Here is a 25,771-nt window from a genome sequence, read left to right on the forward strand (position 1 = left end):
GAAAATGACAGTGTTACCGTGATTGGCTGGGGAAACCAACAAAGTAACCCAGCGGAAGATTCTATTTACCCGAATGAACTATTTGAAGTATCCCTGCCCGTTGTTAACCAGGCAACCTGTAAAGCGAGTGGCGGGTCATACAGCTCAATCGATGAGTCCACACTTTGTGCGGGCTATGAAGACGGTGGTAAAGACTCTTGCCAAGGAGACAGTGGTGGTCCTTTAGTATTCGACAATAACGGCATTGTTACTCAAGTGGGTGTAGTCAGCTGGGGTGAAGGCTGTGCCCAGCCTAACAAGTATGGAGTTTATGCCAACGTCGCTCACTTAAAGAGCTGGATTGATAACCAAACCAACGGTCATAGCTATCGTCAAAACATTTACTCAGGCTATATGGGTGCCGGCAAAACAATCACTCAGGTTTTGTCGGTTGAAAATAGCGGAGCTCCAGACTTTACGGTAACAGGCGTTACTCTACCTGACTCTGGTGCTCTAAACGTCGTATCGAATGAATGTGAAAATATCGGCACACTGACGACCAACCAAAGCTGTAACATTACCGTTGAGTTCACATCGGCACTAGGAGCTAACGGTGAGACTTTGATTGTCAACACCGACAGCACAACTCATCCTGCACTAAAAACGACATTCCACTCTTATGGTTTAGCCGGTGCGAGTGACGAGCTAAAAGCAACCGTGTCAACTGGTGACTCTGCGTATAGCAACGCGAACCCTTGGGTCGTATTCGATGCTTCAAACAGCGTATTGAAGTCAGGCCAAACGCCTCTTGGCCAAAGCTCTATTATGATGTTAGACAACTTACCAGCAGGTAAATTGTCGGTAGAGTCTCGTATGGCGATATTTAATCAAGACAGTCGCTTTAAGGTTTATGTCAATAACGAACGTATTGCTAATCTGTCTAGTAATGATACTCGCTGGTATGCCGATAATATTAACCTAACAGAAAGCACGAACAGTGTTATGTTCGCATTTGAACGAAGCGAGGATAACTTCTCTAATCTTGATTCGGTATACCTTAGAAACATTAAACATGTCCCTACAGTAGCGCCTGACAACTCCGGTTCCACTGATTCGACAGGAACAGATGAAGCGACCACAACAACCGTAACGAGTAGTTCGTCAAGTTCTTCCGGTGGTAGTGTACCAGCGTGGTTAGTTATGTTCCTTTTACCTTTAGCTGTTATGAGAAGAAAGTAATTAGTATGAATAGAACTAAGCTGCTATGTCTAGCAATGCTAACGGCCACAAGTGTCGGCTGCATGAGCAACAGCATAGACATTGAAACGACCAATGTTGAAGGAACAGTAGAGCCACTGCTGTCTCATAAGAAATGGGATCATTTGCTTATGTTTGTTGCCAAATCCACTGGATGTAGCAAAAGCGACAGTTTTCAACTGCAGATAGACAGTGTAGCAGCAAATAAAGTCTCTGTGAGCATTGTACGTACGCAACCAGACTACTGCAGACGCGCCCCCGCGTTTGAAGAGTTTCAACTAACATTGCCTCAAGAACTGAATAGCGCTGAGATTGTGATAAACAACCCTCAAGCGACGCCACTTTAAGCAATAGTTAACTTCTCTGCTCTAATCAAAAGCCATACGACAGTATGGCTTTTCTTCACATTTTTGTGTCCCAAAAGCCATTCCACAACACACACTGTTCCAGCTCATATTCGTTTACTCTTTGAATTTTAAGAGAACTTGTACCGCACACTCATGATTTTTGAGCGTGAGCCCACACATTTTATAAATCTCATTTGTCCATTCAGTCAATTGGTTAGTAAACCGCTTTCAATTTGGTAGTCATCATGATAAAAGTACAGCGTGTTGTTTTGATGAAGCGTAGTGATTGTGAAGAAATTCTTAATAACTGGACTACTCGCATGTAGCTCTTTGGTTTGGTTGCCCCAAGTTAGTGCCAAGAGCGACTCCGTAATGACGTTAAACTACGGTGTTATCTCCTCCAAACCAAAGAAACGTATTAAAGATAGCTACCCTCTGTTTTCTCATGTCGCAAAACAATTAGCTCACCACGGCTTTGAAGACGCCGCGATAAAAGTTTACCCAACCATTGATGAGCTCGTTTATGCACTGCGTTCAGGAGAAGTTGATCTCATAAGTTCAACCATTTACCCAGCGTTGGTTGCCAAGCAACGAGCCCAAGCAGAGCCTATTCTTGTTCGCTGGAAGAAAGGTGAAGAAAGCTATAGCTCCATCTTTGTCGCTAACAAAACTCACCAATACAAAGACCTTTCTGAACTCCAGGGTAAAATCATTGGCTTTGAAGATCGCGGTTCAACGAGCGGTTATTTCCTTCCAATGATGAAACTCCTTGGCCAAGGGTTAAAAGTGCAACAAATAACGTCACTACAATCACAGCCAGATCCAGACAAAGTTGGCTATTTTTTCTTTGATGATATGCTTCGCGAAACCAACGAAGTCAATATGAGTATGTGGGCAGCAAAAGGTATGGTTGATGCTATTGCATTTAGCTCGTCAAATTGGTCAAACCCTAAAGACACCCCCGCCGCACTCAAACAACAATTACATACTTTTGCTGAAACTAGCGAGTACCCCCGCTCCATCATGAGTGTATCAGCAAAGCTCGACCCTGCAGTTGCTTCAGAACTGAAAGAGATTTTGCTCGAACTGGACCAATCTGAGCTTGGTAAAAGCGTTTTACAAAACTACCAAGAGACTAAACGTTTCTCACAGATTGATAGTGAAGCGGAAAAATTATTATATGAAGCAGAGCAACTACTTACTAAATTTGAAGCACATTAATAACCAATGAAAAATTTTGGATTCAAAGGCCACTTAATTCTCGCGACAGCTTGCGTCGTGACATTAGTCTGCGCGCTTAACTTTATTTTGTACAATGTGGCTTATGACCGTCAGTCCAATCAAATATTCGACAAAATATCCGAAAGCGTTGAGCAGTCCCTGCAAAAAAAAGTAGAAGAACAAGCCGTTTCTTTGGCAAAGATTCTTAGCCAGCAGACCTTTGATCAGCTCTATCATTACAATGTTTCTGAAGCCCTTTACATACTTCAAACAAACCTTAGCCAACCAAACGTTGAAGTTATCCAGCTTGTCGATAAAGAAGGCATGATTTTTCACGATGGTACCCCAGATATTTCGAACTTTGGGTTGCCTCATAAATATCCTCAATTGATTGCTGAAGTATTGGCAACTCAAAAGATCGTTAAACGACACGCCGGAGAGCGCTTATTGATAGCCTCGCCCATTTCAGAAGCAGACAATCATATTGGTGTCGTCTATTTAGAGTTGAATAAAAATAGCCTAATTAAAGAGCTTAATAAGAGCGCCAAAGAGCTAGATACCTTAGGACGACAAGATCGGGAACGAATGAGTGGCTGGCAATTGTTCTTCTCTGCCGTTGGACTTATATGCGGTGTATTAATGGCCTATAGCGTCTCAAGCTCCTTCGCTAATCCGATTACACGTATTATCCAGCAGTTAAAACAAACCCGAGAGGGCCGCTTCGAACCCATCGAAAAATCAGGTCCTTATAAAGAACTGGATCGTCTGGTTGACGCATTTAACGAGATGCAGCGCTCTGTAACCGCACATACCGATCATATTCAGCATCTTGCCTTTCATGACCAACTTACCGGGTTACCGAACCGCCTTCGATTCATCCAGCTGCTTAATGAAAGCATTAGCCGCCAACAAGATGAGCTCGTTGCCGTACTTTTCATTGACCTCGATGACTTCAAGTTCGTGAATGATAACTACGGGCATCATGTCGGGGACGAGGTTATTTTGCGTGTTTGCACTCGTCTTATTGAGTTTATAGATAAAAATTTATCTGAACCATTTCGTGAACGCTGCATGTTATCCCGAGTAGGCGGTGACGAATTCATGTTGATGGTGCCCTATACTCGAGAGACAAGAATTACCACCATTGCGAATATTGTCCTCGACACCGTCACTGAACCGATAGAGCATAAACATTACAAACTAGCCTGTAGCGCAAGTATTGGGATTGCGTGCTATCCAGATTTTGGCGACTCCGCGGAAAGCCTATGTCGTCACGCAGAACTAGCAATGTTCGAACAAAAACGTAAAGGAAAAAACGCTTACAGTATTTACACTCATGAGATGGATAAAGCCATTGAAGAGCGCTCATATATTGAACGTGAGTTACGAAAAGCGATCGACGATCTTTCGCAATTTGAGCTGTGGTACCAACCCAAATTTGATATCAGAAACAAACGAATTGTTGGCGCAGAAGCATTAGTGCGTTGGAACCACCCTACACAGGGGTTTATTGGACCAGACAAGTTTATCCCCGTAGCAGAGTCTACCGATCTAATCCTTACTCTTGGCGAGCATTTGATTCAACTAGCAGCAAAGCAAGTCGCTTGCTGGCGAAGTCAATATGGTGAGGACTTCTACATCGCACTCAATCTTTCGCCTCGCCAGCTACATAGACAAGATCTGGTAAAACTGTTTAAACAGGCATTAAATCAGTACAATTTGCCAGCTTCAGCATTTCATGTGGAAGTAACCGAGACACTTTTACTCTCAGACAGCGAACAGATTAAGCATGTCCTAGCAGGGTTGAGAAATCTTGGCCTTAAAATTTGGTTAGATGACTTCGGTACTGGGTATTCATCGCTTAGTTACCTTCAAGAATATCAATTTGATGGCGTAAAAATTGATCGGTCCTTTATCTTCTGCTTATCCCCTGAAAACAGTAATACCTCTCTGATTGAAGCGATCCTCTCGATCGCAAGCAGCATGAAAATGATGAGTGTGGCGGAAGGGATTGAAACAGAACATCAATTCGGGTTGTTACGGCAACTTGGCTGTGAGTATGGCCAAGGTTATCTAGTCAGCCGACCTTTGCCTGCGCGCGAATTTGGTCAACAACTACAAACTCCGCTTGAAGTGGCGGAGCAATAAGTTACTTTGAGGTTTACGGCCAACTTATGTATTATGCCCCGCACTCCAAGATCATAGGTCAATATCATGAACCGTAAGAAGAAGATCAATAGCATCTTAAAAGCAAAGCTGAAAAAGAAAAATGCAAAGCTTCATAAAAGCAATAAGCCTCGCTACGTATCAAAAGCTGAACGAGCGAAGCTAGAAGTAGAAGAGCAACAAAACGGTGCTATTGAAGTAACAGAAACGGAAGAATCAGGCTCTTCTGAGCAATAAGTTCTCTTCAATCGGAATATATTTATCGCACACGTCAATCAAGGCTTGTGCGGTAAGCCCTGGAACTGAATATACGTCAACTTTGACACCGAATCGTTGTTGGACGCGCTCCACTAACACTTCGAAATCACCATCACCCGACAACAATATCACTCTATCGACTTTGCTCGCGGCCTCATAGACGTCCAAAGCAATACCTACATCCCAATCTCCTTTAGTGCTGCCATCGGCGCGTTGAATATAGGGCTTTAGTTTTACTTCAAAGCCAACACCACGAAGAATATGGTGGAATTGACGCTGTTTGGGATCATTAGAGGCAATAGCGTAAGCATTCGCTTCAACAACGTCCTTCCCTTCTGTTGCTATGTACCAGAACTCGTTGTAATCAAAATTTGCTCGGTATTTGTCTCGAGTTGTGTAATAGATATTTTGAACATCAACAAAAATAGCGACTGTTTCCATGATCGACTCAGTTTATAAACAAAGTGTAATACTCTATCAGAACACCCCTATAAACACAGTATTATTGCCCCATAATAGCGTCACTGATAAAGATAACGTGGTGATTGCAGGGATGGCCGCTGAAAACGTATCAAATCTTAAATGAAAGAAAATCGCGCCGATTGAGGTGAGCGCAATCAGTGCTGCTCCAAATGCTGTTGCAATGGGTATTGAAAGAACCAAAGCCACCGCCAGCGAAACCACCGCAGACAATTCAACGACACCAACTAAGAACATAGCTTGGCGATTTAAGCCATAGCTTTTAAAAAATTCCAATTGAGTATCAAACACAGCTTTATGCCAACCGACCAATTTAATTGAGCTCGCAAGTGCAAAAAACACAATCAGCAGTAATGTAATTATGAACATAAATCACCTCATTTCTTATCTATCATTTCTTTAAGGTGATTATATTCATTCCAACAATGTCTGATAAATGCTAGATTTTGACTAGTTACTATTCCCAATAGGAATGCTAAATTGGACAAATTGGATTGCATTCGCTTATTCAGTCACGCTGCTAGGCTAGGAAGTTTCACACTTGTGGCTAATGAAATGAACATCACCCAAAGCGCCGTAAGTAAGAAGATATCTTGGTTAGAAAATGATTTAGGCTTTCGTTTGTTTGACCGTAATCCTCGCCAAATCGTGCTCACGCATCAAGGAAAGGAATACCTAGCCAATACCGCCAAACTTCTCGAAGAACTTGAGCTTGTTGAATCGCGCATAAAAGGAGAACTGACCACGATTTCTGGACGCATCGCTATTTCAGCTCCCTCAGCGTTTGCGACTCAACGGCTGGCAGCACCTATCCATCAGTTTATGACTCTGCACCCCAAAGTGACTTTTAATGTGTCTGTTAACGATAAGATGATCAATCTGCTGGAAGACAACACTGACATTGCAATCAGAGCCAGCGTTTTAAAAGATTCTGGATTGCGAGCCAAAAAGCTGCTTGATCACCAAGTGTGTTACTTTGCAGCAAACACTTATTTAGATTCGCATCCTGCCCCAAACAACGCCCAGGATTTAGTTCAACATCAATGCGTGACTTACTCTCTGATATCTCCTTCTAACATTTGGAAAATTGACGGAGAGAAAGTGAAAGTCCAGGAAACGTTTACCAGTGATAACCCAGAGATGATTGTCGACATGGCTAAACGAGGCTGTGGCATAGCGGCCATGCCGAGATGGATGGTCGAAGAAGAATTTAACCAAGGAAATTTGGTCGAGATCCTCTCACACCTAGAGAAACCAAGCTTGACCATGTACGCTGTGTACAAAAATGATGAACACCTTCCCTTTAGGATTCGAGCCTTCATCGACTTTCTCGCCGATTACTTCCAATAAACAAAAGGCCTCGAATGTTCGAGGCCTTTTGATGTTTAGGTTAGTTAAACCAATTCAGCTTGTCGTGTAGCGAGGTGACACTGCCGACAACAATAAGCGCTGGGCTCACTGCCTCTTTCGCCATATTTGGCAGATCTTTTAGTGGGCCCGTAAATACACGTTGCTCTCGACGAGTACCATTTTCAATGATGGCACATGAAATCTCAGCGTCTAAACCTGTTTCGAGTAACTTCTCGGTAATGTATCCACTTTGCTTTAGCCCCATGTAAAACACGAGTGTGTTATTAGACTGAGCTAAAGAGTGCCATTCGATTTCACGGCCATCTTTCTGCACATGACCTGTAATAAACTGAACGCTTTGCGCGTGATCGCGATGCGTTAAAGGAATCCCCGCATAAGCCGTTGCACCCGCAGCAGCAGTTATGCCTGGGACAACTTCAAAGCTAATGCCATGTTGCGCTAACTCTTCAAGCTCTTCACCGCCTCGCCCAAATATAAACGAATCTCCACCTTTTAAACGTACGACTCGCTTACCTTCTTGTGCTTTGTCTACCAACAGTTGGTTAATCTGATCTTGTGGGACACAATGAAAGTCCAACTTCTTACCCACATAAATCATTTCAGCATTGCTATCTGCCAAAGCTAGGATTTCAGGTGATACTAAACGATCATAGACAACCACTTCCGCTTGCTGGATAACACGGTACCCTTTTACAGTAAGTAGATCTGGATCACCCGGTCCGGCACCAACCAAAGAAACAAAACCGCTATTAAGTTGAGATATGTGTGAAGTGGTCATCGCAATGCCTACCCATAGAAATTTGATTATAAAGAGTAGCACTCGAAGTTAACTGAACACTGAGTCGCTACTGTTTATAGTCAAACACTTACATTATTGGTTTAGAGAAAATCAAAGCCCCATGCGTATACATGGGGCTGTATTTCTTATTTCGCTAGCGAAGGTTCTGCAGTCACTTCTTCCTCATCTGAGATAGAAGGTGCAGTTTTCGCGTGAGTTAGGTAAAGCGGGATACAAGTCATAATCAAACCACCAACAATGTTACCTAGGATTGTTGGGATTAGGTTGAAGTTCAACCAAGTCGCAATGCCAAAGTCAGCGCCAAGAATCATGCCTAGCGGGAATAGGAACATGTTTACTACTGTGTGCTCGAACACAAGTGCAAAGAAGATGAAGATTGGGAACCACATCATTGCAACACGACCAGCGACAGTGCGGGCTGTCATGTTACCAATCACACCTAGACAAACCATTAGGTTACAGAAGATACCGCGCACAAAACAGGTGATCCATCCGTCCATACCCATGTTTTCAAAACCTAGGCTACGTGCAGTAGAAACCGCGATGAACTTCTTCGCAACTGCGTTAAGTTCTAGAGAAAAGTTACCTGTTAGTGAGATTGCTACTAGGTAAGCAACAATCAAAGAACCGATAAGGTTGCCCAGACCAACAAGCCCCCAACAACGGAAAATGCGGTTCCAAGTAATACCAGGACGACCTTCAAATTTAGCCAGCGGCGCTAGACCAAATACCCCTGTTACCAAGTCATAGCCCATCACAGATAGAATAACGAAGCCAACTGGGAAGACTAACGCACCAACAACACCGACACCTGTTTGTACGATGGTTGTAATTGCAACAACCACTGCAAGCGATAAGATGATACCAGCCATAGTGCCGCGAAGAAGCAGGTCACGAGCGCTCGTTTTCGTCTTTGCTTCGCCAACATTGATCATAGTTTGCACGAATTCAGCAGGTTTAAAATCTGTAGACATGAATGTGTCCTTATTCAAAATTGAAAGTAAAAAGTTAAAATCGAATAGTGAAAGACTCGCTGTTTCTCTGTTCCCCAACTGAGAAGCAGCGAACCTTTAAGCTATTAAATCTCCATAGCCTTCATATTTGTTGCCGCAGCGTTGTTGCCTGCGCCTCTTCACCCTAATCACATAAAACACCTATGCTCATAGGGATGAATCGGCTTGTCGCCTAGCTGCAGCAACAACTATTTTGGCTATAAAACTACATTTTAAACGGGTATTTAAGCCGCTACCTCCACTTTGCCCTTTGCAACACGTGCTTTGTAAGACTTCACGCTCATGCGCTCATCTTCCATACATGCTCCTGTTGCTAGGTTAAAGCGTTGCTTCTTAAGTGGGCTTGCTACCCATAATTGCTCATCGTGCTCCACAATCAGGCCACGTGACAGTACATTTGACTGAAAAAATGGGTCCATATTGTTGATTGCAAAGACTTCTTCAGTTGCTCGTGGGCGAAAGATAGCCACTTGCTCACCCTCAAATAGTGCGACTACGCCAGTGCCTGGGATGATGTCTTCGATGTTGCAAACTTTTGTAAATGCCATGATTTCTTCTCCCCTTAAACCACTTCTACGTGAAGGATGTCGCCTTTCGCTTCAGGATGTTTTTCAGTGAATGTTGCCGGGCGATGTTGCTCACGGCCATCTGTCACGAACATAACGTTGTCGTCACGCTCATCAGAGTTCACGAAGTGTGCAAAACGCTTAAGCTGAGTTTCATCGTTAATTGTGTCAGTCCACTCACAGCGATACTCTTCAACCAATTTCGCTACGTCTGTTTCAAGTTGGTCATTAATGCCTAACTTGTCTTCAATGATCACTTCACGTAGGTAATCAATACCGCCTTCTAGGTTTTCAAACCATACTGATGTGCGCTGTAGTGGCGCAGCCGTACGGATGTAGAACATCATGAAACGGTCGATGTATTTGATCAGTGTTTCTTGGTCTAGGTCGCCAGCCAGTAATGTTGCATGGCGAGGCTTCATACCACCGTTACCACACACGTACATGTTCCAACCCGCGTCTGTTGCGATGATGCCCAAGTCTTTACCTTGCGCTTCTGCACACTCACGAGTACAACCAGACACACCAAACTTCATCTTATGAGGAGTACGAATGCCTTTGTAACGGTTCTCGATCATCACGCCTAGGCCAACTGAATCTTGAACGCCGTAACGACACCAAGTAGAGCCGACACACGTCTTAGCCATGCGCAGTGCTTTCGCATAAGCCTGACCTGTCTCGTAACCCGCTTCGATTAGCTTCTTCCAGATTGCAGGAAGGTCATCTTTCTGTGCACCAAATAGGCCGATACGCTGTGCACCTGTGATCTTGGTGTACAGGTTGTATTCGGCGGCTACATCTGCAAGTGCTGCAAGTGCTTGTGGCGTTACTTCACCACCAGCCATACGTGGAATAACAGAGTACGTACCATCTTTTTGCATGTTACCTAGGAAGTTATCGTTGGTATCGTGCAGTTTAACCAGAGATGGCTTAAGGATGTGGTCACCCCAGCATGACGCAAGGATAGAACCAGCTAGTGGTTTACACACTTCACAGCCGTAACCTTTACCATGTTTCTCTAGCAATTCTTCAAATGATTTGATTTCGCCGATGCGTACTAGATGGAAAAGCTCTTGGCGAGAGTAAGCAAAGTGCTCACAAACGTCTGCTTTTACTTCAACGCCGGCTTTTTCAAGTTCAGCGTTTAGCACTGATGTAACAAGAGGAATACAACCGCCACAACCCGTACCAGCACCCGTTACTGCTTTGATATCACCAATCGTGTGGTGACCTTGTGCAACGGCTTCCGCGATTTTGCCTTTTGTAACATCAAAACAAGAACAGATAACCGCAGATTCTGGAAGTGCATCAGCGCCTAGGGTTGGTTTTTCTGCACCTGCGTGAGCTGGCAGAATCAATGCGTCTGGATGTTCTGGTAGGTCAATTTCATTTAGCATTAACTGTAGAAGATCGCCATAATCAGACGTATCACCGACCATTACTGCGCCAAGAAGCTTCTTGTTGTCTTCAGATACGATGAGACGCTTGTAAACTTCTTGCTCTTCGTTCTGGTAAACGTAGCTCTTACAACCAGGAGTACGGCCGTTAGCGTCACCGATAGAACCAACTTTTACACCAAGTAGTTTAAGCTTCGCTGACATATCAGCACCTTCGAACTTGCTGTCGTTACCCACAATGTGGTCAACCGCTACCGTTGCCATCTTGTAACCAGGAGCAACTAACCCGTAGAAGGTTTCATTCCAAGACGCACATTCACCGATTGCGTAGATGTTCTCATCAGAAGTCTGACAAAAATCATTGATTGCGATGCCGCCACGTGGTGCTACATCCAACTGCATGTCGCGAGCAAGCTTGTCTTGTGGACGAATACCTGCAGAGAACACAATGAAGTCTGTCTCTAGTTCAGTACCGTCTGCAAAACGCATAACGTTACGTGATTCTTTACCCTCAGGAGCGATTTCGAGTGTGTTTTTGCTCGTGTGAACCTTAACACCCATACTCTCAATCTTTTGGCGAAGTTGATTACCGCCCGCTTGGTCTAGCTGTTCTGCCATAAGCTTTGGTGCAAACTCAATAACATGAGTTTCTACGCCAAGTGCTTTCAATGCACCCGCCGCTTCAAGGCCAAGTAGACCGCCACCGATAACCACACCGATTTTGCTCTTCTTCGCACACGCTTCGATCGCTTTAAGATCTTCGATAGTACGGTAAACAAAACAGTCTTTACTTTCACGGCCCTTGATAGGTGGAACAAACGGGAATGAGCCAGTTGCCATAATCAGCTTGTCGTATTGAATTTCACGGCCAGTGCTTGAATGAACGATACGTTTCTCGCGGTTTACGTTAATGGCACGTTCACCAATTAACATATTCACACCATGCTTTTCGTAGAAACCTTCTTTAACTAGAGATAACTCGTCCGCTGTGTGGTGAGAAAAGTAAGAAGAAAGGTGGACACGGTCATAAGCGACACGTGGTTCTTCACAGAAAACAGTGATCTCATATTGAGATGCATCTGCCTTCTCGACTAAGTCTTCAATGTAACGGTGTCCTACCATACCGTTACCGATAACGACCAGCTTCAACTTGCTCATAATACTTCCTAAGGGTTAGGTTCTTATCTGAGCGCATTGTTAATTATGAAAGAAAATTAATACATGATGTAAATCAATTACAGAAATAAACTACCCTAAAGGGGTAGGAACACAAAATAACCACTTATATTTTGTAATTACTTTTCATTTTAGAGCAGTCAATTCCATTTCGTGAAATATCTCGAATTCTATAACGATATCTTTGACAATGCGCGCTTTGCTAATTTCACATTTGCAATTAGCATCCCATTAATAACAATAAATTATCAAACTAATAATTATCGATAATTTTTATTTGGATTCTGCCGCCCCTATACTTCTCTCCATCGAAACAAAACACACAACGAATTAATCAGTTTTTGGAGCGTATTATGAAAATGAATCACGTCGGTATCATGGTTGGCAACATGGACAAAGCGGTCGAGTTCTACACGAAAGCACTCGGTCTTCGTATTGTCATGAACAACACTAAAGTTATTGAAGAACGTGAAACTGCTATCGGCCGTATGTGTATCGCTGTATTTGGCGAAGGTTTTAAAGGCTTCAATATTGCGCACCTTGTGACTTCAGACGGTATTGGTGTAGAGCTGTTCGAAATGAAAGAGCGTCAAGAACGCCACGAAGTAGACTTCTCTCGCCTAGGCATCTTCCACTTCTGTCTGCAAGTATCGAAAGAGCAATTTGACACTGCGATTAAACGCGTTGAAGAGTTTGGCGGTAAGGTTCGCATGGATATTCACCGTTACCACCCAGAAGACGAACTAAAACAAGCACAAATGGTTTACCTAGAAGACCCGTTTGGTAACTTGTTCGAGTTCTACTCACACTCTTATGAAGAAACTTACGCGTCAGATTACGAATAAAGATTTTAACTAATACACACTTTCCACCAACTAAGAGGCTGCATGGTTAAAGTGACTCAAACTCCCTGCTTTAAGCATTCTTGGCAGGGAGCATCTCGTTGTAGATAGTGAGTAAAAGTGCATAGCTATTCACACTACTCACTTTCAAACCGCGTTGCTCACAAAAGCATCGATTATCATTCAAATTATGTGATCTCGATTCCGTGCTATTCTTGATTCCGCGCCTCAAATGCATACTATGGTCTGATATTCGTACTTTGGCATATAATGCAGGTAAAGGGGCATGGAGCTAGATATTTTTCATCCTTCTCGACATCTTCGTCGAGCTGTCCTTTTTTGGCTCAGTTTGCTGCTTTCATGCATGTCTGCAATTTTCAGTGTTATCAATTTGTTAGGAGGAGCGGCTCCAATAGAAACTTGGCCTCTCGCTACTTTTAGCCTTATTTCACTGTTTGTCTGCCATAACACTTATCGGCATTCTGCAGGGGCTTCCCTAACCATTAGTTATGTCTTTGCTCTCATTTCACTGGTTACTTATGCGACTTTCGTCTACCCACTTTCGTATGGGTTGTTCACCTGGGCGTGCCTGTTTCCCGTTCTGTTTTATCTTATTTTGGGTCGACGTAAAGGAACGTTAGCCACTGGAACAGGTTTCTTAACCGTTTTAATCACGGTTTCCTACAAAATCATTGAATGCAGCTTTGTTGATAGTGCACACCTAGCCATTAACTTCGCACTTACCTTCTCTTGTATCTGGCTAACCTCGCATATACTTGAGGTAAAACGTAAAACGTCAGAAGCCTCTTTGGGCCAGCTAGCCTCTCGTGACTCTTTAACGGGGGTTTATAATCGACATGCATTGGTGCATAACTTTAACCGATACCATAATGAAAGCACTAAAGTACCTTTGTCTTTGCTCATTTTAGACCTCGACTTCTTTAAGCAAGTCAATGATAGGTATGGTCATGATGTAGGTGATAAAGTTCTGGTCGAAACAGCGGCTCTACTCGATGCATTGTGCGATGAACATTTAGTCTACCGAATCGGTGGTGAAGAGTTTTGTATCGCTTTACACAACTCCGACCTGAAATATGCAACATACAAAGCAGAATTGATACGTCAAGCCATCGAACAGTATGGGTTTAGCGGTGCAGAAAATCCAATTCAACTCACCGCTAGTATTGGTGTTTATCAATGTCATCATTTCGACAGTTTGGAATCTGTTCTTAAAGCAGCAGATAAAGAATTATACAAGGCAAAACAAAACGGACGTAATCAAGTTATGGTGAGCGAGGAGCCCGTATTTTCCCCTGGCAATTAAGCCTTGCTCAGTGGCAGAGACACAAAAATAAACTTTCAGAATGATACTCCGTAATTTTTATGCTAGCTTCACCTATATGTGCTCTGCAATAAAGATATGAATGGACCCTTTAGCTTTTAATATCAATTCGACCTATGGTGTTGTCATCCACCGTAACTTTAAGCCTCTCTATGTGGACGATAAATACGCCCACATTTTTGGCTATGAATCAGGTCAGCAAATTATGGAGCTCGATTCCCTATTTGAAATAATCGACCCTAATTCACATCAATCGGCGCAACAAGTCTACGATGGCATTATGTCAGGAGCAATGCAGCCAGGCGTTCGTTCGTACGTTAACAAAGACTCTACTAAACGCACTTTTACTGTACTCACGGTTGAGCATGTCGTTGAATTTGAAGGAGAGCCGGCACTTCAAATCACTGTTATTGATATGTCCACACTAGATAAAGCAAACCAGCGCGTTAGAGACAATGAGCGCCAATACCGAGAATTGATTGCCAATTCCTATCAAGGGATCATTGTTCATCGAAACTTCAAACCATTAATGGTGAACAAAGCTTTCGTATCAATGACAAAAGCCGACTCAATACAAATTGTCCTTTCTCAGTCTGACTTTTTCCAATTGATACCTGAAACTCGACGTCTTCAGGCTCAAGAAAAATATCGCAAACTGATTTCAGGCGAGCTCAAAGGCTTTAGTTCCGAGGTTGAGAACGAATGTTACGATGGGGTGAGTCGCGTTTTTCAACTGTATGAAAACTGTATTCAATGGGATGGAGAACCAGCGGTCCAATCTGTCATGGTCGACATCACTGAAAAATACCATTTACAGCAAAAACTTGCTTTCCAAGCCAAACACGATGACCTAACCGGCGCTCTAAAACGCAATGCGATTTACCATTACCTTGATCAGTTAGCAAAGCCTTTAAAATCGCTGTCAGTACTCATGATTGATATTGACGACTTCAAAACGATAAACGACCAGCATGGTCATTTAGTCGGTGACCAAGTGATCTTACACGTGGCATCACTATGCCAGAATATATTTGGTGATACTGGTGCGATAGGCCGCTGGGGAGGAGAGGAATTTATTGTATTACTACCAAATACCCCACTTAAAGACAGCATTGACCTAGCAGAGAACCTTATCCTTTCGATGGCAAGTTATGACTTTCAAACTGAGGGGGCTACTTTTCATGTCACACTAAGTGCTGGTTTATCTCATCAAACCCAAATGGACTTTCGTAAACAAGTTAAAGAAGCTGATACATATCTCTACAAAGCAAAAGCGCAAGGGAAAAACCAGGTTATCTATGCTGACAAAGGCAATTTATTTGGCTCGCTCATTTAAGGTTGGTCTTCTTCGAAAACAACATTGTAGTTCTCGGTATATGTACAATGAGGCTGTCTACTACAAGTAAAGAATCGACGGCCTTTATGCTCACCTTGGCTAGCGATTTTTATCACCATTGGGCTACCACAGCGTTTACAAAAACGAACTTCTTTTTCTGGTTCAATCAGGTCGATATGGGCTGCCAATAAGCGTCTTAACCTTCCTACTTGATAACTGTGCTTAATGCTCGCACCAATCAGTGGGATAGAAGCTGATTTACAGACATGCATCAATAGCTTCTGTCGCTCAATTTTTCCTTTGTCGAGCTCTTTTCCATTATCAAGCTCGACCACAACTCTAGGCTGAAGAGTACGTGGATCACACACAACAAAATCAAAGTAGCTCTTCGAAATACGGTTATTCGCAATAAACCATTGTTTTTTGTTGGTCGCCATTGGGGTTATAGCGCTACTCATCGAAACTTTGGCAAGCACAACACCATGCTGTCCTACAGCGGTAATTAGGGCATTGTAGAAGGCTGATTCCTGCATGTTTAGCAGAGGGCCCTTCTTTTTATACGCACTATCCTTAAGTTCATCTTGTTTTAAATAGCGTTGTTGAACCACGACAAAGAATACCACTAGTATGGCTACAACAATAAAAACACTTTCCATTCGAAACTCGCTACTCTAAACAAGGACTCATTACTTTATTATTATATTTTATACGGTTACAGCAACGACCTGCTAGTTATTTTGCGATATCGACGCAGGCATATTTAAACGAATCAAAACCCGCTCTGCCGGATTAACAAGATCAAACGTTGAGCTCCAGTGCTTTTCGACCAACTCATCAATCAAGCCCGAGTTTCTCGCTGCAACTAATGCCTGTTCGATTATCGGTTGGTAGTGTTTGTATTTAGAAGACAAGTAAAAGTAGAAATCTCGGTCATATTGAATCATCAATTGCTGCTCAATTGCCAAATTTGGATTCATCTCGGCTTCTGCAACGATCTCATTGAGACCTCTCGGGAAGTAGTTGACGGCACCATCGGGTGACAGGCGTTGATACAATGAACGCCACTCACCGTCTGCTAAATACACTGGCAAATTGTTGGCTTCCCATACATCAACATCGAACCAATTAATGCCTAAACCCGCGACTAACCCTGAATGTCGAAGGTCATTTAAGTTACCAATTTTATCAAACTGAGGTTGTAGCGAAGGAGGAATGAGCAATATTCGCTTGCCAATTAGGCCGTTGGTTAATGCTACCGGCACTGAAACAAAGCGTCTGTTCCTATCTTCCGTGGGCAACAACCAAGTTAAGGTTAGCGCTCCCGACTCTACCATTTTGACGACACGTTTTTGGGGTATGTGCTCACTTGGTGAGGAAATCGCTACGCTGTAACCTTGCGCTGATAATGCTTCATAGAGCAACTCATGAAAAAACACATGCCCACCATCAACTTGAGACGGTAAACTTAAAGTGATCTTTTCGCTTGCTAGTGTTTGACCCGTAAATAGTATTGCTACTAATACCCAAAGCCTCATATACCCCCCTTCTAAAAATACTTTTCTAATATCGTTTCATAGACCGACTTTTGACTATCACGTTGTTGTTTTACCGAGTCTAACCCTACTTGAAGCTGATTAATTAATTCATCGTCTACCGCTTGATTAAATGCATAGTAAAGCTCGCCCTCTCTGAGAACATAAACGACCTCAAGTTCATCACTCTCAAGCTGCTCTTTTTTCAACCACCAACGCGCAACGTTTTCCTCATAAGCCCAAACGTCTATGCGATCCTTAGCGAACTGTTTCGCCAATGTTTGAGGGACAGAGCTTTCAATCATAGAGTCTCTAGGAACGCCAAGCGTCAAAAGTAACTGCTCTCCAACATCATCTCGGATAACTCCAATACGATACTTAGCAATTTGCATCGGGTGAGTAATCTCAATATCACGACTTCGCTTGGCTAAAATAACAATGCGTGTTGTACTAATCGGACCCGCCCATTTAAATAATTCTTCGCGTGACTCTGTACGAGTGGTAGAAAACAACACGGTATCGGGCCGAATTAGAGTCGAACGATAGGCCCTTGGCCAAGGCTGTAAAGATATGTTTGAGACTGAAAGTTCACTACCCGAAACTTTTGACGCCTCAATGAGTAAATCGACGGCCAAACCAGTGACAGTGTCACCCTCTTTGTAATTATAAGGTGGGTAATCTTCAGTTAAGTACTGAAGTTGATTGAGTTGAGTGGCCTGCGAAGTTCCAAATAAAAGCCAACTCAGGCTCAATATCAGTATAATATTTCGCATAGGCTACCTCTAAAATGATGGGCCTTCTTTTACTTTAGAGGTGGTTCTGCGCTACGTCTAGAATTGAGGGGAGCAATTAGTGATTCATAGTTTAACCATGGATCGTTTATAACAACGTTCCGGTCTTCCTACTGAACCATAATTTAGGTCTGCTTCAAGCTCACCAGTACTGATCAAATATTCAAGATATCTACGTGCCGTTGTCCTACTCGCCCCTATTTTTTCACCGGCTTCATCAGCAGTTAAGCTTATCGGATCCACAAAAAGAGCTTTTATTTTGTCGAGTGTTACGCCATCAATACCTTTAGGCAGCCGATTTACTGTTGGCTCAGATAAAGCGGGCGATTGAAGCATCTTATCGACAATTGTCTGATCTAAATCGCTCGCATGATTAAGCTGATGTTTTTGCTCTAGATATTTGCTTAATGCAGATTCTAAACGAGGAAACATCACAGGCTTAAGCAAATAATCAACAACCCCACCGCGCATCGCTTGCTGGAGGGTTTCAACATCACGAGCAGCTGTAATTAGGATGACATCACAGCTCAGATTTTCTCGTCGTAACTCGTTAAGAACATCTAAACCAGAGCCGTCGGGTAAGTGAACATCAAGAAGGATAAGGTCAGGTTTCAATATTTCTAATTGAATATTGGCTTCCATTTTACTGGTAGAAATGCCAATAACTTCATAGTTTCCCATCTGCTCTAGATATTTTTGATGTAACTGCGCGATAGCAATATCATCTTCAATGATCATGACTTTTGTTTTCATGGTCATACTAAATCTTCCTTGGGTAAATAGACGGTCATCCTAGCTCCATTCTCCTTATTGTTTACCATTTCTAATTCACCTTGATAGCGTATGGCTAGTTCATTGACTAAGTATAAGCCTACGCCTCTTGTATGTTGGTCTTTCGTTGACACGCCGCGCTTAACTAACGCTTCAATACTCATTTCTTGTGGTAAACCACATCCTTGATCTATCACTTCTAAGATTACTTCATTTCCATAGTCACTAATTGATACCTCGATACGGCGACGAGATTGCGCAAAACTTGCATCAATAGACATCGCTTCTCGCGTAGCGTCGAAAGCATTGTCAACCAAGTTACCAAGTATCGTAACCACATCTTCGGCATTAATACGAGCCGGAAGAGGACTCAGCCTGGAGCCCTCTTCGACCACAAGCTCCAATCCCAATTCACGCGCACGCTCAGTTTTACCGAGCAACATTCCAGCAACCAAGGGCTCTTTGACTGTTTCACGCAAAAATTCTATAAGCGCTTGATAATGAGCGGTTTCTTGACCAATTAAGTTCTGTACTGCATCGAGCTCACCCATCTGAACCATGCCACTAATGGTATTTAATTTATTTCTGTGTTCATGAGTCTGTGAACGAAGTAAGTCAGCGTACTCTTTGGTTTTCGCTAACTGCTCAGTTAATTCTGTTAAATCGTCTTTTAGGCGAAAGCTCGATACAGCACCGACAACTTTACCATCCACAATAATTGGACTTCGGTTGGCAATTAGCCGCTTTTTATTGAGGTACAAGTTGATGTCGTTGTCGGTCCTAGCGGTCTGGAGTACCGTTTGCAAATCACTATCAGGTAACACTTCACTCAATGGTCTATTAATAGATTCGGCTTTGTCTATCTCTAGGATTTGGCAAGCACTACGATTGATCGACCGCAAACGTCCTTCACCATCGATACTCAGTATTCCTTCTTTCAAAGTTTCTAACGTTACATCAAGCTCAACATACAACCGACCAATTTCTTCTGGCTCAAAGCCCAATATCGCTTTTTGGAATCGACGAGAAGCATAGCTAGAAAGTACAGCATTGGCAGCGACCACGGCCAATGCCATTAAAATAAGATAGATCAGGAAAGGCTCAATTCTGTCTTGTAAGCGATCAAGTAGATATCCGACAGACACTACGCCGATAATCTTCCCTTGATCGTCAAATACGGCGGCTTTACCGCGCACTGAATAACCAAGCGATCCCTTAGCGGTAGAGATATAGGCTTCACCATCCACCAACGCTCGTTTATTGTCTCCCCCTTTCATCGGCAAGCCGATACGCTCATCAACCGGATGAACAAGCCTCACCCCGTCTTTATCACCAATAACAATAAAGGCAGCACCAATGAGCTCTGTGAGGTGACGGTAGCGAAGCTGAAGGTCTGGAGTGACACCAGTTTCAATCGTTTCAATGACATAGGGAGATTTAGATAAAAAAGAGGCCACGCCAAGCGCTTTCATTCCCATTTCTTCCTCTTGGGAATGCTTAACGTAGATAAAACCCGCGGCCACCAGCAACAATAGCTCTATCAACCCGGATAAAGTCATGATAATCAGCATCCTTTTTCGGAAACTGATACTACTCCATTTCATAGCCTCTCCTTTTCACTTAAATAGGCTATCACCGTTATTCGATCCCTCCGAGCTTCAGCACCTGAATTTGTGAATGAAGTGTGTATATAATTGGTAATTATTATCTTTTTTATAACTAATAACGCTTGGTCCGCTTACAAACCAAACAGCTGGTTAAAAGGGCAACATTTCTTGATTTCAATCAATCTTTTTTTAGGTTATTTTTTGCGCTAAATACGCAATCCTCTTGTATAATTATTAAGCGCTCCAAAAGCGCGCAACGTCTTGGTCTTGCAGCGAGAAATAACATAATAAAAAATGCTGCGATTTTTGAGGGAAAAGAAATGAAAAGGGATGTATTTGGGATTTGCCTTTCGCGTAATATGCTGTCTAGTAACCTGTCAGGCACTTTTACCCATGTTAGGGCTTATGCACGAACGAACCGTGGTGAAGATGCGAAGGTAATGCATGCTTTTCCGCAACTTTCTGGAAAAGAAATACTGGCGAATATGGAGTCTTCGCGCTCGCTGTTGTGGCGCGCTGAGTTTGCTTGCTTAGAGCAAAAGTGATTGAGTTAGTAATTCACCGTAAAAAGAGGGTAGCTCAACTACCCTCTTTTTTATTGCTCATCGGGCTAGAATCTGCCCTTGCTTGTTTCTTTAAATTGGTCAGATATTCCACCCAACTTTGAGTGTTCGTTGTAGATTTTAATTTGTCTGCACGAAGCGCATAACTCAACGCAGCATCATTTTTCTCTAACTTGTGGGCAATCTGTGCTCGCAACAACAATACTTCGGAATCTTGAACGGGGACTTTATTGATGGTCTGTAAAGCTTTAGAGAACTGACGTTGCTGCATATATATTCTAACAACCGTCATGTAATATTGAGAATCTTGCTCAGCCACTTGTAACCACAGCGCTACCGATTTATCCCACTCTCTTGCACGCTCCCATAGAGTCGCTAACAGTACAAGTTGCTCAACAGATAGCTCTGAGTGATCTAACTGTTCAATTTCAACGGCAGCTTGTGCAGGAACGCCATGCTTCGCAAGCAACTGAGAGTACAACCGAGACTCTTCGTCACTCAAAGAATACTGATGCTTAGCTACCGAAAGCGTCGTCAAAGCTGAGCGTGTTTTTCCTTGTTTAAGTTGTACACTCACAAGCTGCTTCCACCAGAGAGAATTTTCTGGCTCAAGAACTAACAATGCTTGCAGTGATTTTTCTGCGCGTGGCCATTGATGTAACTTAAGTTGTGCAGATACTCGAATAGTCAAAACTTCAACTCGCTCACTGGTCGTTTTGGGCTGTGTGTTAGAGGCGGCAATTAAAGCATGCTTCCAATCCATTAGTTGATAGTGAGTTTTGGCCACTTTGAGCCATAGGCGATTCAATTCTTCGCCTTCCGAAGCCGTTTTAATCAAAGAGTAATAGAGGTCATTAGCAAGTTGATACGTCGATTGATTGAAATAGAGATCCGCTAGCATAAGCTGCGTTTCACGTAACAGCTTTGGTTGCAACCCCTTACTCGAAATCGCCAAACGGAGTGAACGAATAGCTTGTTCAGCTTGACCTTCTTGCCAGTAGTAAACACCTAAGCTACGCGCTACCATCGATTGATCGTAGCTTCGATTGCTTTCAACCTCCATCAACAGGTTAATCGCCTGAGTCAGATCGCCGTCAGCGTGCAACTGTTGCGCTTGGTGAAGCTTCTGGGCGGTATATCGCGTAAGTTCAGCCGCGTAGGTTAAATTGGAAAAAACGGTTGCTATCAATAACAGATGTTTCATCATTTGGGGTACTTAAACTCTAACTTAACCGTTTGACCCATATGGGACACCGCCACCCCTTGCTCAATACGAGCTTGGTAGCGCCATTGTTTAAGAGCCTTAAGTGCTTCTCGCTCAAACAATCGCTTGGGCTTGGCTTCTATCACTTCTAGATCACGGGGAATCCCTTGCTCATCAATATTAAACCGAACAATCACGTAACCTTGAGCACGGCGTTGTTTGGCTTTCGCTGGGTAATTGGGGTCAACTCGATACACAGGCGTCGCTTGGTACGAAAATGGCACTTCACCCAACGAGACAGTGCTGACTGAAAGAGGTCCAATACTTACATTCACTTCACTAACCGCCATTAAAAATGCCTCGGAGGAGGATTCTAAACTCGCATCAACAGTCGACGATTTAGGAAGAGCGGCAGATGGCGCTTTCGGAGTATCAGGAGGTTCTGGTAAAAACCTCGAACGACGGACATGCGTTTGCTCTTGCTCCATCACGACAAAGTCTACCGCACGTAGGACATGAGTCGAACGACCTTCGTTGATTGCAGGGGTAACTAAACTTGCCATTAACAGCAAAACCAGCCCTGCCATGACTACCGCCAGTGGGATCGCCACCAAAACCCTACGCATTAACGTTTCTCTGTCGCTAACGCGATCTTTTCAACACCCGCACTTTTCGCTGCATCCATCACTTTAACAACAACACCATTGTAAGCTCGTTCATCCGCTTGGATGACTAAAGCGCTATCAGGCTTGTCCAGTAGCAGCAATTCGATACTCGCTTGGACACGTTCTACATCAACAATGCGCTTATCAATAAAGATCTCGTTGTTGTCAGTTATTGCAATAAATATTCCCGCATCTTTTTGGCTAACACTTTGCGTGGCTTGTGGTCTGTTCACTTCAATACCAGATTCTCTGACAAACGAACTGGTTACGATAAAGAAAATCAGCATGATAAAGACAATATCAAGCATGGGCGTCAAATCTACTTGAGCTTCATCGTGCTTATGGCTACGTCTACCTAACCTCATACTTCACTCCTCAAACCCTGCTCCAACTGAAAACAGTACTTGTTGCATAGTTTTACCAACCTAGAATGTATAAACATACCGATCAACGCGGCCACCATTCCTGCCATTGTTGGTATTGTCGCCAGAGCAATGCCTGATGCCATCAATTTAGGATCGCCATTCCCTTGTTCCGCCATAACATCAAACACTGAGATCATTCCGGTAACCGTTCCAAGTAATCCGAGCATTGGGCACAATGAAACGAGTACTTTTATAACCGATACGTTTCTGAACAGCGCAATCTTCGCTTCAGACAGCCACCCATCTCGAATAGCATGAGCATGCCAAGATGTTCTCTCTCCTCGCTCTTGCCAACTAGAAAACCACTTTGCTTTCTGTTCAGGGAACTCCCAAACCAGAAACAATACTCTTTCAATCACTAATATCCAAAACAGACAGATAAGAACAAACAAGCACCAAAGTATGATGCCTCCTTGGTGCATGAAGTCAGCTATGCTCGTCATATAGGGCAAACCAGAAATTGCTTCCCCCAATGACGTTAGCCAATTATTCATGACGCTACCGCTCTTTGATCAAAGCCCATCGCCTGCTCTGCTTGTTCCGCCACTAAGGCAATACCTTGCTTCTCCAGTAGGTTTCTTAAATTCTCTGACTGTGTTGATAGTACGTTGTGTGCCAATAGCAAAGGCATAGCTGCAACCAGTCCCATCACTGTTGTAACTAATGCCATCGAGATACCACCAGCCATCATTTTAGCGTCGCCACTTCCAAACAAAGTGATCACTTGGAAAGTTTCAATCATACCTGTTACCGTGCCTAGAAGGCCTAGCATAGGTGCTAACGCCGCAAGCAGCTTGAGCATTGATAGACCTTTTTCAAGCTTTGCTTGCTCATCAAGGATCACTTCCAGCAAGCGCAGTTCGAGTGCTTCAACCGTTCTATTAGGCTGAGAAGAATAGACTGACAGCACCCTACCCAAAGGGTTGTCACTTGGTCGATCCGGTTGCCGTAATTGGGCAGAGATTTGACGTTGAGTTTTCCATAAAACACCCCCTCTCACCAGAGCGATAATCAAACCAATACTGAGTATGGCGAGAATGATGCCCCCTACAACACCGCCCGCTTTTATCCTATCCATTAGAGCGGGAGTAAGCGTTAACTGAGTAAGAAGCTGACCACGTGTGGGATCAATGACGACTGTCTTTACCGGGTTCGCTTGCTCACTACTTAGCATAGAAAGCGTCGCGCCGCCCGAAGGCTGAATGCCAAAGGAACGAGCTTGTTGCAACTGCCCATCCCAGTCGAGATAACCACCGTTATCAACCAAAGCAATGGAGCCGATTTTTAGCGCCTGCTTAACACCGACCATGCCATCGCCTGCAACCACATCTACCGCGACAGCCTGCAGCAAAGCGCTTTGCTCTATCTGCTGTTCAAAACCAAGCCAAAGTTGCGTTATCTGTTCCAAGTTTGGCTGCGAATCAGATTCAAGCAATTGGTCTAGGTCAGCAATCACATCGGCCTGACCTGCACCACTCAATGTACTTTTTAGTTCATTACTTAGCTCTTTTGCTTGTTGGCGAGCCACCCCAAAGACTTCACCAAGACTTCCACTTTCTAGAGTTAACTCTTGTTCAAGAGCCGAAAGGCGTTTCTCATTGCGGCTAAACGATTCACTCAACGCTTTGTTCGTCTCGGTAAGGCGACGCTTTTCAGCCTCTAGCTGTCGTTTGAGCGAGGTAAGCTCCTTCTCTTGCTGTGCAAACCTAGCTTCTCGCGCTTTTTGTTGTTCAAGTTGAGCGACTTGTTCAGTTTTGACTTTTTCGACAAGGCCCCCATCGGCCCAACAGTTGAATGAGAGGACCATCATCACGCTGGCAAAATATGCACGTAATCTCATTGCTGTCCCTCCAATTGCTTTAATTGGATAGGTAAACGGAGTAGCTCTGGGGCAACGGTTTTATTCGCGACATCGAATGCTAAACGTAGATCGGTATAATCCTTAGGCTCAACCCCAATCCAGCGCTCTCCAATCAAATCCCATTGCCAATACTCTTTACCATCAATACTCCTGGCAACTAAACTCACGCGACCTAAATGGAGTGCATCAACCTCACGTTCTTGACCATTAATCACCACTCGCTCTTTGTAGCTACCTAGCTTGGTGCCGTAGTCCACTTCAATCAGGTAAGCGTCAAGAATTAAGCGAAACTTTTCTGCATCACTAACATCAGCACGGCTCATTAAACGCTCTAATTCAGACACTCGCTTATCTCGTTGAGAACGTTTTATCGGCAATCCTTGTTCCGTAAGACGCTTTAAGCCATCAATCATGTGATACATCAATGGCACAATACCTTGTCTCGTTTGCTCAATATCGGTTAACTGCTGCTTAAAGCTCTCTTCTTCTTTTGTTTGGCTCGCAATAAGAGACTGCAGATGGCCTTGATACAGCTCTAAGTCTCGAATTTCTGCGTTCAACTGTTCTATATCTTGTCGTAATTGCTGCGCACGATCGTCACTGGCATCAATTTTCTTTTGACTTAAAATAGCGCGATGGATCGCCTCATTTTCTAACGAAATTGCTTGGTCGACACTTGATGCGACTGTACTCGTGGATAAGCATATCGTGAATGCAAAAGTAGCAATGTGGCTGGGTTTCATCTGCTCGCTTCAGTTTTGATGGCCAAAGCCATGGAATGGTGTCCACACATAGTAAAGAG

Annotated in this window: 28 protein-coding genes; 10 read left to right on the plus strand and 18 right to left on the minus strand. The window is 43.6% G+C overall.

Going from position 1 to position 25,771, the window contains the following annotated elements; all coding sequences use genetic code 11:
• The coding region (locus AC4MRV_RS11825) for a trypsin-like serine protease (RefSeq protein ID WP_491187536.1) at window positions 1-1,218 on the plus strand (1,218 nt) is incomplete at its 5' end.
• Window positions 1,219-1,223: 5 nt separating this feature from the next.
• Window positions 1,224-1,583 carry a hypothetical protein gene (locus AC4MRV_RS11830; protein WP_491187537.1) on the plus strand — a complete coding sequence of 120 codons (360 nt, stop codon included), beginning with the start codon at window positions 1,224-1,226 and terminating at the stop codon, window positions 1,581-1,583.
• A gap of 206 nt (window positions 1,584-1,789) precedes the next feature.
• On the opposite strand, the gene AC4MRV_RS11835 is transcribed toward AC4MRV_RS11830, so the two are convergent.
• Complete coding sequence (locus AC4MRV_RS11835) at window positions 1,790-1,942, minus strand: hypothetical protein (protein WP_491187538.1); 153 nt, start codon at window positions 1,940-1,942, stop codon at window positions 1,790-1,792.
• Between the two features lie 13 nt (window positions 1,943-1,955).
• Between AC4MRV_RS11835 and AC4MRV_RS11840 the strand changes: the two genes are divergently transcribed.
• From AC4MRV_RS11840 to AC4MRV_RS11850, 3 genes are all read left to right on the plus strand, one after another.
• Window positions 1,956-2,804, plus strand: a complete 849-nt coding sequence (locus AC4MRV_RS11840) for a phosphate/phosphite/phosphonate ABC transporter substrate-binding protein (protein WP_491187539.1) — start codon at window positions 1,956-1,958, stop codon at window positions 2,802-2,804.
• Window positions 2,805-2,810: 6 nt separating this feature from the next.
• A complete protein-coding gene (locus AC4MRV_RS11845) occupies window positions 2,811-4,952 on the plus strand; it encodes an EAL domain-containing protein (RefSeq protein ID WP_491187540.1) in 2,142 nt (713 codons plus the stop codon).
• A gap of 66 nt (window positions 4,953-5,018) precedes the next feature.
• On the plus strand, window positions 5,019-5,207 hold the full coding sequence (locus AC4MRV_RS11850) for a DUF2986 domain-containing protein (RefSeq protein ID WP_491187541.1): 189 nt from the start codon (window positions 5,019-5,021) through the stop codon (window positions 5,205-5,207).
• On the opposite strand, the gene AC4MRV_RS11855 is transcribed toward AC4MRV_RS11850, so the two are convergent.
• Entirely contained in the window at window positions 5,187-5,669 is a 483-nt protein-coding gene (locus tag AC4MRV_RS11855; RefSeq protein ID WP_491187542.1) for a LabA-like NYN domain-containing protein, read from the minus strand. The two genes, AC4MRV_RS11850 and AC4MRV_RS11855, sit on opposite strands and share 21 nt — an antisense overlap.
• A 36-nt stretch (window positions 5,670-5,705) precedes the next feature.
• Window positions 5,706-6,077, minus strand: coding sequence for a DoxX family protein (locus AC4MRV_RS11860; RefSeq protein WP_491187543.1), 372 nt, complete (start codon window positions 6,075-6,077; stop codon window positions 5,706-5,708).
• A 111-nt stretch (window positions 6,078-6,188) separates the two neighbouring features.
• On the opposite strand from AC4MRV_RS11860, the gene AC4MRV_RS11865 reads away from it, so the two are divergent.
• On the plus strand, window positions 6,189-7,058 hold the full coding sequence (locus AC4MRV_RS11865; protein ID WP_491187544.1) for a LysR family transcriptional regulator: 870 nt from the start codon (window positions 6,189-6,191) through the stop codon (window positions 7,056-7,058).
• Window positions 7,059-7,098: 40 nt separating this feature from the next.
• On the opposite strand, the gene cobA is transcribed toward AC4MRV_RS11865, so the two are convergent.
• The 4 genes from cobA to nirB all read right to left on the minus strand — a co-directional run bounded on the left by cobA (window position 7,099) and on the right by nirB (window position 12,012).
• On the minus strand, window positions 7,099-7,857 hold the full coding sequence (gene cobA / locus AC4MRV_RS11870) for a uroporphyrinogen-III C-methyltransferase (protein WP_491187545.1): 759 nt from the start codon (window positions 7,855-7,857) through the stop codon (window positions 7,099-7,101).
• A 146-nt stretch (window positions 7,858-8,003) separates the two neighbouring features.
• Entirely contained in the window at window positions 8,004-8,852 is an 849-nt protein-coding gene (locus AC4MRV_RS11875) for a formate/nitrite transporter family protein (RefSeq protein ID WP_491187546.1), read from the minus strand.
• A gap of 263 nt (window positions 8,853-9,115) precedes the next feature.
• Window positions 9,116-9,439: a nitrite reductase small subunit NirD gene (gene nirD, locus AC4MRV_RS11880; protein WP_409386952.1), complete on the minus strand. Its 324-nt coding sequence runs from the start codon at window positions 9,437-9,439 to the stop codon at window positions 9,116-9,118.
• A gap of 14 nt (window positions 9,440-9,453) precedes the next feature.
• Entirely contained in the window at window positions 9,454-12,012 is a 2,559-nt protein-coding gene (nirB, locus tag AC4MRV_RS11885; RefSeq protein WP_491187547.1) for a nitrite reductase large subunit NirB, read from the minus strand.
• A 371-nt stretch (window positions 12,013-12,383) separates the two neighbouring features.
• On the opposite strand from nirB, the gene AC4MRV_RS11890 reads away from it, so the two are divergent.
• The 3 genes from AC4MRV_RS11890 to AC4MRV_RS11900 all read left to right on the plus strand — a co-directional run bounded on the left by AC4MRV_RS11890 (window position 12,384) and on the right by AC4MRV_RS11900 (window position 15,550).
• Window positions 12,384-12,875: a VOC family protein gene (locus AC4MRV_RS11890; RefSeq protein WP_491187548.1), complete on the plus strand. Its 492-nt coding sequence runs from the start codon at window positions 12,384-12,386 to the stop codon at window positions 12,873-12,875.
• Window positions 12,876-13,158: 283 nt separating this feature from the next.
• Window positions 13,159-14,196, plus strand: a complete 1,038-nt coding sequence (locus AC4MRV_RS11895; RefSeq protein ID WP_491187549.1) for a GGDEF domain-containing protein — start codon at window positions 13,159-13,161, stop codon at window positions 14,194-14,196.
• Between the two features lie 100 nt (window positions 14,197-14,296).
• A complete protein-coding gene (locus AC4MRV_RS11900; protein ID WP_491187550.1) occupies window positions 14,297-15,550 on the plus strand; it encodes a sensor domain-containing diguanylate cyclase in 1,254 nt (417 codons plus the stop codon).
• Here AC4MRV_RS11900 and AC4MRV_RS11905 read toward each other — a convergent pair.
• From AC4MRV_RS11905 to AC4MRV_RS11925, 5 genes are all read right to left on the minus strand, one after another.
• On the minus strand, window positions 15,547-16,206 hold the full coding sequence (locus AC4MRV_RS11905) for a DUF2726 domain-containing protein (RefSeq protein ID WP_491187551.1): 660 nt from the start codon (window positions 16,204-16,206) through the stop codon (window positions 15,547-15,549). The genes AC4MRV_RS11900 and AC4MRV_RS11905 overlap by 4 nt on opposite strands.
• A 72-nt stretch (window positions 16,207-16,278) precedes the next feature.
• The gene (locus AC4MRV_RS11910) at window positions 16,279-17,085 is read right to left on the minus strand and encodes a hypothetical protein (RefSeq protein WP_491187552.1); all 807 of its coding nucleotides are present in this window, start codon (window positions 17,083-17,085) and stop codon (window positions 16,279-16,281) included.
• Between the two features lie 11 nt (window positions 17,086-17,096).
• A complete protein-coding gene (locus AC4MRV_RS11915; RefSeq protein ID WP_491187553.1) occupies window positions 17,097-17,855 on the minus strand; it encodes a substrate-binding periplasmic protein in 759 nt (252 codons plus the stop codon).
• Between the two features lie 84 nt (window positions 17,856-17,939).
• Window positions 17,940-18,632, minus strand: coding sequence for a response regulator (locus AC4MRV_RS11920; RefSeq protein WP_491187554.1), 693 nt, complete (start codon window positions 18,630-18,632; stop codon window positions 17,940-17,942).
• Window positions 18,629-20,248 (minus strand): sensor histidine kinase, encoded by a 1,620-nt coding sequence (locus tag AC4MRV_RS11925; protein WP_491187555.1) that lies wholly within the window; start codon window positions 20,246-20,248, stop codon window positions 18,629-18,631. The genes AC4MRV_RS11920 and AC4MRV_RS11925 overlap by 4 nt, the downstream gene beginning before the upstream one ends.
• 323 nt (window positions 20,249-20,571) lie before the next feature.
• Here AC4MRV_RS11925 and AC4MRV_RS11930 point away from each other — a divergent pair, with 323 nt between their 5' ends.
• Window positions 20,572-20,796, plus strand: coding sequence for a hypothetical protein (locus tag AC4MRV_RS11930; protein ID WP_491187556.1), 225 nt, complete (start codon window positions 20,572-20,574; stop codon window positions 20,794-20,796).
• A 34-nt stretch (window positions 20,797-20,830) separates the two neighbouring features.
• Here AC4MRV_RS11930 and AC4MRV_RS11935 read toward each other — a convergent pair whose 3' ends face one another.
• Genes AC4MRV_RS11935 through AC4MRV_RS11960 form a run of 6 tightly spaced genes read right to left on the minus strand, consistent with a single transcriptional unit; the run spans window position 20,831 to window position 25,712 of the window.
• Entirely contained in the window at window positions 20,831-22,021 is a 1,191-nt protein-coding gene (locus tag AC4MRV_RS11935) for a tetratricopeptide repeat protein (RefSeq protein WP_491187557.1), read from the minus strand.
• Complete coding sequence (locus AC4MRV_RS11940) at window positions 22,018-22,644, minus strand: energy transducer TonB (protein ID WP_491187558.1); 627 nt, start codon at window positions 22,642-22,644, stop codon at window positions 22,018-22,020. Before AC4MRV_RS11940 ends, AC4MRV_RS11935 begins: the two co-directional genes overlap by 4 nt.
• A complete protein-coding gene (locus AC4MRV_RS11945; protein WP_491187559.1) occupies window positions 22,644-23,048 on the minus strand; it encodes an ExbD/TolR family protein in 405 nt (134 codons plus the stop codon). The genes AC4MRV_RS11940 and AC4MRV_RS11945 overlap by 1 nt, the downstream gene beginning before the upstream one ends.
• Complete coding sequence (locus AC4MRV_RS11950) at window positions 23,045-23,602, minus strand: MotA/TolQ/ExbB proton channel family protein (protein ID WP_491187560.1); 558 nt, start codon at window positions 23,600-23,602, stop codon at window positions 23,045-23,047. Before AC4MRV_RS11950 ends, AC4MRV_RS11945 begins: the two co-directional genes overlap by 4 nt.
• The gene (locus tag AC4MRV_RS11955) at window positions 23,599-24,948 is read right to left on the minus strand and encodes a MotA/TolQ/ExbB proton channel family protein (RefSeq protein ID WP_491187561.1); all 1,350 of its coding nucleotides are present in this window, start codon (window positions 24,946-24,948) and stop codon (window positions 23,599-23,601) included. The genes AC4MRV_RS11950 and AC4MRV_RS11955 overlap by 4 nt, the downstream gene beginning before the upstream one ends.
• The gene (locus tag AC4MRV_RS11960; protein ID WP_491187562.1) at window positions 24,945-25,712 is read right to left on the minus strand and encodes a DUF3450 domain-containing protein; all 768 of its coding nucleotides are present in this window, start codon (window positions 25,710-25,712) and stop codon (window positions 24,945-24,947) included. The genes AC4MRV_RS11955 and AC4MRV_RS11960 overlap by 4 nt, the downstream gene beginning before the upstream one ends.
• Window positions 25,713-25,771: the final 59 nt, after the last annotated feature.

Source organism: Vibrio sp., assembly GCF_984391705.1.